General features: G+C 58.5%; 6 protein-coding genes. All 6 read left to right on the top strand.

The features are described 5' to 3' along the window. The first annotated feature begins 626 nt into the window (after positions 1-626). The 6 genes from XH98_RS13130 to XH98_RS13105 all read left to right on the top strand — a co-directional run bounded on the left by XH98_RS13130 (position 627) and on the right by XH98_RS13105 (position 7,168). Positions 627-1,475, top strand: coding sequence for a sugar phosphate isomerase/epimerase family protein (locus tag XH98_RS13130; protein WP_271618837.1), 849 nt, complete (start codon positions 627-629; stop codon positions 1,473-1,475). Between the two features lie 156 nt (positions 1,476-1,631). Continuing rightward, a complete protein-coding gene (locus XH98_RS13125) occupies positions 1,632-3,389 on the top strand; it encodes an FAD-dependent oxidoreductase (RefSeq protein WP_271618836.1) in 1,758 nt (585 codons plus the stop codon). A gap of 27 nt (positions 3,390-3,416) precedes the next feature. Next, complete coding sequence (locus XH98_RS13120; protein WP_271618835.1) at positions 3,417-4,250, top strand: aldo/keto reductase; 834 nt, start codon at positions 3,417-3,419, stop codon at positions 4,248-4,250. 46 nt (positions 4,251-4,296) lie between these two features. After that, a complete protein-coding gene (gene rarD / locus XH98_RS13115) occupies positions 4,297-5,166 on the top strand; it encodes an EamA family transporter RarD (RefSeq protein WP_271618834.1) in 870 nt (289 codons plus the stop codon). Positions 5,167-5,305: 139 nt separating this feature from the next. Continuing rightward, entirely contained in the window at positions 5,306-6,505 is a 1,200-nt protein-coding gene (locus tag XH98_RS13110) for an MFS transporter (RefSeq protein WP_271618833.1), read from the top strand. Between the two features lie 228 nt (positions 6,506-6,733). Continuing rightward, positions 6,734-7,168 (top strand): cytochrome b, encoded by a 435-nt coding sequence (locus XH98_RS13105; protein ID WP_271597965.1) that lies wholly within the window; start codon positions 6,734-6,736, stop codon positions 7,166-7,168. The last annotated feature ends 349 nt before the right edge of the window (positions 7,169-7,517 follow it).

The raw sequence follows: 7,517 nt of genomic DNA, 5'->3' as shown, positions 1-7,517 counted from the left end.
TACGGCCCGGGAAACCTATCGGGTCCGCATCGACGATCTCGGTAATCCCAAAGCCGTTCCGATCGCGCGGGCCGACTATGATCGGCGGCGTACAAGCGGGGCGCGCGGTGCTGCCGCCGCTCGGACCTGACTGCCGGAGGGGCGCCGCTGCGATGGATGACGCGTTCGCAGCGGCGCAGCCTCACGGTAAGCCATCTGTCGATCGACGTTTCATGCGCGCGAGCGCGATCACGAGGTTGCAGGATGAACCCTGCTGTCAATGCCGTTGCGATCACCCGTTCCGTTGCGCGCAAGGAGGACAATGCCGCGGTGCGATCTCGACGACCGAGCAGGCCGAGTCGACGCACGATGCCCTTCGAGGGCGGCGCTACGCTTGCGCATATCGCATGTCCGCAACGACGACGAGACACGCTCATTCAATCCCGCGCGTTTCGCCCTGGTGCAGCAGGGGATTGTGAAACATTGTGCGGGAATGAGTGCCATAGCACAGGCTCCAATTGCATGACGTGCCTCGACCGCACTCGACTCGGGCAGCCCGAATTGGTCATTACCTCGCCTAATGTGCTTGACGCAAGGGTTGCGCGTCGCTTGCACCATCATCGGTTACTCTCCAAGGGACAGTCGCGATGAGAAATCTCTATTCGCTAGCGCACCTGACGGCTCTGGGACTCGCTCCACCTCAGTTGATCGACGCAGCAAGCGACGCTGGTTACGAATATGTGGGCTTGCGGCTCAACCGTACGACACCAGAGGAACCATTGTACGATCTGGTCAATGATCGAATGCTTATGAGAGAAACCAAGGCGAGCCTCGCAAGGTCCGGAATAAAGGTTTGGGACATCGAGGCGGCGCGAATGGATCCCTCACGTGATCACCTGCACTATCAGGCGTTTCTCGAAGCCGGCGCTGAACTCGGAGCCCGGCACGTCCTGACCCAGTTGCCCGATCCCGAAAAAAGCCGCGCGGTTGACCGGTTCGGGGCGTTGTGTGACATGGCCCAGCCACTCAATCTCAATGTCAGTCTTGAGTTTGTCTCGTGGACGGAGACACCGGGTCTGGTCGAGGCCGCTCGCATCGTGCGCGAGGTTAATCGCCCTAACGCCAGCATCCTGCTGGACGTGCTGCACTTTGACCGGTCTTGCTCCGATCTGACTTTCCTAAGGGCGCTCCCGCCCGGATGGTTCAAATGGATTCAGGTTTGCGACGCTCCAGCAGATCATCCACCTGGCCCAGCAGAAGCGATCTATACGGCCCGGTGTGAACGACTTATCCCCGGTGAAGGAGGAATAGACATAAAGAGCATCCTCGCTTGTCTACCGGAGGGCATCGTCTATTCGCTTGAGATACCCAACGATCCGTCCGTAACGAAGGTCGGATTTCGTGGATATGTCCGCCGGGCGTTAAATGAAACCAAGCTGCATCTGGAAGGCAATCGGTTGTCCAACAGTCATTTCGACCAACCTTCAAGACGATAGTGCAAGTCTCGCTGCCGAGATCAACCATGTTGCCGCATCGCAATCGGACGCGAACTGCCCACGAGCTTTTCCCACGTGCACATCATGACATTGGAAAGGGTACGACGGTTCCTCAGCAACTCAAAGTGACCGTCAGGGCAGTAGAGAGTGCAACACATGAACCATAAGCGGATGCTCGAGTGTGATGTGCTGGTACTTGGCTCCGGTGCAGGCGGCTTGTCGGCGGCGGTGACGGCCGCAACGTATGGCCTGACCGTGATCGTAGCGGAGAAGGAGGACGTCTTCGGCGGCACAAGCGCATGGTCGGGGGGCTGGATGTGGATCCCTCGCAATTCGCTGGCCATGCGGGCAGGCATCCGGGAGGAGATCGATGCGCCCCTCACGTACCTGAAAAGCGAATTGGGAGCGCAATTCGACGCCGCCAAGGCAAATACGCTGCTCGAACGTGGCCCTGAAATGCTCGACTTCTTCGAACGTCACACCTCGCTTCGGTTCATCGATGGCAACCGTATTCCGGATTTCCATACCACGCCTGGTGCGGCGACAGGGGGGCGTTCGGTCTGTGCCATGCCGTTCGACGCGCGCAAACTTGGCCCATTGATCGACAAACTGCGTGAGCCACTCTCGGTCATTACGATCAAGGGCATGGGGATTGCGGCGGGGCAAGACATCTCGCACTTTTATCGAGCGACGCGCTCGCCGAGTTCTGCCCTTTACGTAGGCCGTCGACTGCTTGCATTTGCCTGGCACAAGCTGCGCTACGGACGTTCGATGCACCTCGTCAACGGCAATGCATTGGTGGCTCGGCTGCTGAAGTCGGCGGATAATCTCGGGGTCCACCTGCGCACGCATGCCCGCGGTGTCGCCCTGCTGAGGGATGGCCGCCGTGTGACCGGAGCAACCGTAGTCGGCGCCGGTAGCGAGTATGAGGTGCATGCGAGGCGCGGTGTTGTGCTCGCCTGCGGTGGCTATCCACACGACGTAGAAAGAAGGTCGCGGACGTTCGCCTATACCCCGTCTGGGCTGGACCATTGGTCTGCGGCCCCGTGCACAAACACCGGAGACGGCATACGTCTTGGAGAGTCCGTCGGCGCTCGCTTCAACAACACTCTTGACGCTCCCGCTGCATGGACACCCGTCTCGTTGGTTCCTCAACGTGGAGGCGGCGCGAATGTCATCTTTCCGCATTTGATCGATCGGGCAAAGCCCGGCGTGATTGCGGTGACGCGCGCCGGCAGACGTTTTGTCAATGAAGCCGATTCATATCGAGATTTCATCTGCGCACTGCTGGCCGCCACGCGTGACGGCGACGAGGTCTGCGCCTGGCTGATCTGCGATCATCGTTTTCAGCGGCGATACGGCCTGGGCTTCTCTAAGCCGTTTCCGTTTCCCGTCCGCCCATATCGGCGCTCGGGATATCTCGTACAGGCGGCTACCCTGGATGAACTGGCGACAAAATGCGACATCGACCCGCAGGCGTTGAAGAGCACGGTGGAAACCTACAACGCGCACGCCAGGGAAGGCACCGATCCGCTGTTCCATAGGGGCGCGACACCGTATAATCGAGCGCTGGGCGATGCCGAACATCAGCCGAACCCGTGTCTTGCGCCCATCGAAAAGGGGCCATTCTACGCGGTCAAATTGTTGCCCGGCAGCCTTGGCACGTTCGCCGGATTGGCGACCGACACCGACGCGCGGGTGCTAGACGAGAACAACTGCGCCATTCCTGGGCTCTACGCAGTAGGTAACGACAGCGCCAGCATGATGGGTGGCTTCTATCCGAGCGGCGGGATAACGCTCGGTCCGGCAATGACGTTTGGATATCTCGCCGGCGTTGCGCTCTCCAAGACGAAGGTGACGCCGCAGGGCGATTGCACCGCTGAAGAACACCCGTCCGCCCATAGCCCGGCTTGATGTGACTCTCTGATGGAAAGGCCAAGCATGAAGAACAATGTTATCACTTCCCGCCAGCTGAACATGCCGAAGCTCGGCTTGGGAACTTGGCCCATGGTAGGCGAGGACTGCACGCGAGCCGTGCTTCAGGCCCTCGACATTGGATACCGTCACGTGGATACCGCGGCGGCCTACGAGAACGAAGATGCGGTAGGTCGCGCGCTCGCCGAAACCGACGTGCCCCGCGAACATATCCACGTGACGAGCAAGGTCTGGTGGGACAAGTTGGCCCCCACGGACATGCGCCGGTCATTTGACAACACGCTGCGCGCGCTGCGGAGCGAGTACGTGGATCTGTTTCTGATTCACTGGCCAGCAAAGGACTGGGACTTGCCGCGCACGATCGAGACGCTAGTCGCGCTCAAAGAGCAGGGGCGGGCGCGCAACATCGGCGTCGCCAACTTTCCCTTGCCATTGCTGCGCCAGGTTGTTGAGGGGATGGGTGCTCCGCTGGCGGCCATACAGGTCGAGTATCACGTCACATTGGGCCAGAGAAACTTGCTCCAGTTCGCCCGTGAACACGACATGGCGTTGACCGCTTATAGCCCACTCATGCGCAGCAAAGCGCCCCAGATGCCGGCACTCGTTCGAATCGCCGAGAAGCACGGGGTGCTTCCGACCCAGGTGGCACTCAAATGGCTGGTCGATCAACCGAGTGTAGCCGCCATTCCCAAAGCCAGCAGCAAGGCCAGCCAGGCGAGCAACCTGGCATCCCTCAACGTGCAGCTCGACGATGAGGATCGCGCATTGATTGCTTCCTTGCCGAAAGACCAGCGGGTGGTTAGTCCGGAGTACGCACCGCAATGGGACCCGCCGGAATGATCTGGGTCGCAAGCCATCCCCGGCAGCGATCTGGCGGTTGGGTAAAATGAATTTGGGATTCGTTTATGCGCTGATCGCGTTCACGATCTGGGGTCTTTTCCCATTCTATTTCAGGCTGCTGGCTGCCATCCCGCCTCTCGAAGTGCTTGCGCACCGGATGGTATGGTCGCTGGTGTTCGTAGCCGTTGCGGTTGCGGTCCGCCGCGACGGCCGTTGGTTCGTCGCTGCGCTTCGCCAGCCTGCCAATTTAGTGCGGTTCGGAGCCTGCGCCGCACTGCTGTCGGCGAATTGGGGCCTCTATATCTGGGCGGTTAACACCGGCCGGATCGTCCAGGCGAGCCTCGGATATTTCATCAACCCGCTCGTCAGCGTACTATTCGGGCTTGCGTTTTTGCACGAGCGTTTGCGGGGCCTGCAGTGGGGCGCGATAGCCATCGCAGCTGCGGGCGTCCTGTGGCTGACATGGGAAAATAGCACGCTGCCATGGATCAGCCTCGTGCTCGCAGTCACGTTCGGCGCATACGGACTGTTGCGTAAAACCGCGAAGCTCGGCTCCCTCGAGGGACTTGCGCTGGAGATAACGCTGCTTTTTCCTGCCGCGTTTTTCTATCTGCTGTGGCTCGCGGCGCACGGCGATAGTCATTTCGGCAGTGTGCATGTCGGCATGCAGCTGCTGCTGGCCGCAGCCGGTCCCGTGACGGCAGTACCACTGTTGCTGTTTGCGGCGGGAGTTCGCCTTATCCCGTTGTCAACCCTGGGGATCATGCAATACGTAACGCCCACGCTGCAATTGCTACTTGGCGTATTTGCCTATGACGAGCCATTCGGTCACGTGCAACTCGTCGGTTATGGCGCCATTTGGATAGCGCTTGCGGTGTTCTCGGTCGAAAGTCTCTGGTGCCGCGAAGCGAAGTAGGAGACCGTAAGGGTAAGCATGGATACCTGCATAGCGCAAATCAAGCAAGCATTCGGGCTTCCAAAACCCGCGATCAAGGTTGATTCCTTGCACGATCGAGATCAGCCGCCAAGCTGCGTGATCCATGCTAACTAAACATTTGCGCATCATCAACAAAACAAGTGCGCTACTAATTGGCGGCTCGGGAATCGTCTCAGTCGCAAGGGGTATGAGTTTAACGTTTCTCGCAGTCAAGCTGCAGGAAGACTTTATGCTCACTCCAGCCTCCGTAGGTGCCGTTCTTGGCATTGGCCCCTTTGTCGCTGCCTTCGCCACTCCATTTGTAGGCAACCTCTCCGATGTTTTGGGACGGAAGCGACTTCTCGTCACAGTCTTGGCGTTGATAACGTCGTCCCTCGCGACTATTTCAGTAACGCAATCTGTCGCGATATTTGTGGCGGCACAAGCGGTCGGTTCAGTTTCGTCTTTCGTCTTTGAACCCCTGTCTAGAGCTGCTCTCAGTGATGCATCTTCACAAGAACACCGACTCCAACTCTTTTCCTGGCGTTACCTTGCTATCAATGTTGGATGGGGTATCGGGCCGCTGGTTGCTCTTCTTTTGAGGCCCGCGACCGCTCTTCTGTTTATCGTCTCCAGCATTATTTATGCTGTTGTGACAGTCGCTTTCACCTTGATCATTCCTTCCGATCGCTTTTCGAACGATAAGCGACGATCTCATACGGCTCCTCCGATGTTGATCGCATTTCGCAATGCTAGGCGAGATGCGCGATTGCTCCTCTATGCCATGGGAGGTCTTCTCATACTTGCTGTGCACGGCCAATGGACTGTCACCCTATCCCAATACATGAACGGATCTATCAAGGGCGGCCTCGAAATTTTCTCGTTCATGGTCACGACCAACGCTGCCGTCGTTTTGCTCGCAAATCGACCGGCTAAGGTCGCGATCCAGTATTTGGGAGAGATTCGTTCCCTCATGATTGGTGTGTTTTTCTTCGCTCTTGGAACGTTAGGATTTGCGCTCTCAGATTCCGCGCTGAGCTTTATTGTCTCGATGGCTATATTCAGTCTCGGGGAGGTCCTTGTTGTGCCTTCCGAGTTCGTTGCTGTGGACCGTCTTTGCAACATTGAAAACAGGGGAACATATTTTGGTGTCCATTCAATGTCGTCTATGGGTAACTTCGTTGGACCGTTTGCGGCTGGCTACTTGTTAGGCCAAGCAGGTGGGAGCTTCATGTTCGGCTTCTTGGCCCTCTTGGTCATATCGGGCGGGCTGTTGTACCTTATTGGATCAACGCCGTGTACAAAGCTGCCGTATCTCTGGTCACGCAACGAACACTGACCAGGTTTGTCCCGATAGTGGCGACACGGCATCAACTAGATACGCGTACCGATCAGTGAAAGGGACGGGTAGCATTCTGTTCAGTCCTGAAGATGAATTAGCATGACGGATCTACAACGGAACTGGCACCGCCGAATCGTACAGCTACGCGATGTGCACGCGCATTACCTCCGTGCACTCGTCCATTCCCACCAAGGAGTTCAAAGCGTGCCCTATGACATAACCCCAATGATCGACAAGTATCCGGCGGCGCTGCGGATACTACATTGGGTGCGTGCCCTGCTGGTCCTTGGCCTTATGGCGGCTGGCTTGGCTATGACCGAGCTCGATGATGCCGTCACGGCCAAGTTCAACCTGCTTTATCCCTGGCACAAGGCGTTCGGCCTGCTGGTAACCCTGATTGTCCTTGCGCAACTTGCGATCCGCGCAATATCGCGCCTGCCCGGACCGGCACCCCTCCCCACCCAAGAGAGACTGCTCTCGCAGGCCGTGCACGCCCTGATGTACGCGCTGCTCCTGATTGTCCCATCAATGGGCTACGCAATGTCTAGCTCTTATGCTGACAGCGATGGAGTGTTCTTCGCCCCGCGAGAGGCGGGTGACCTTGACCTGCCGGCGGCGATCAAAGTCGATGACGCGGCTACCGAGATGCGCGAAAATTGAGAGATTGAAATAGCGCTCGAGGTAGGCGCGAGCGACGAAGCGTCCGAACAGGCCGGACAATGCGACCTTGACTTCGCGCGCTAGTCCGAGCGGCTCCTTGAAGATGAACGGCGTTCCCACGCCTGTAGGCGCCAGCAATGCGTCAAGAATGGACCAAGCTCCATAGGCGGCGCCGGGAGTCTGCAGCACCTCCCGAATGCCGGCGTCCTCGATGTCCGAGACGTAACCGTCCGGTGAGGGCCGCGGGATGATCGCGTGGCGCGCTGGCCCGATCAGGCCGCAGACTGAACGGGGGTTCTGTTCCAATCCCAAGGCAGCAGCTCATTGAGCTGACCTTGAGGGGTGCTGG

It is taken from the genome of Bradyrhizobium sp. CCBAU 51745, from assembly GCF_028128715.1.
Taxonomy (GTDB): Bacteria; Pseudomonadota; Alphaproteobacteria; order Rhizobiales; family Xanthobacteraceae; genus Bradyrhizobium; species Bradyrhizobium manausense.
This window is presented reverse-complemented; position numbering and strand designations above follow the sequence as displayed.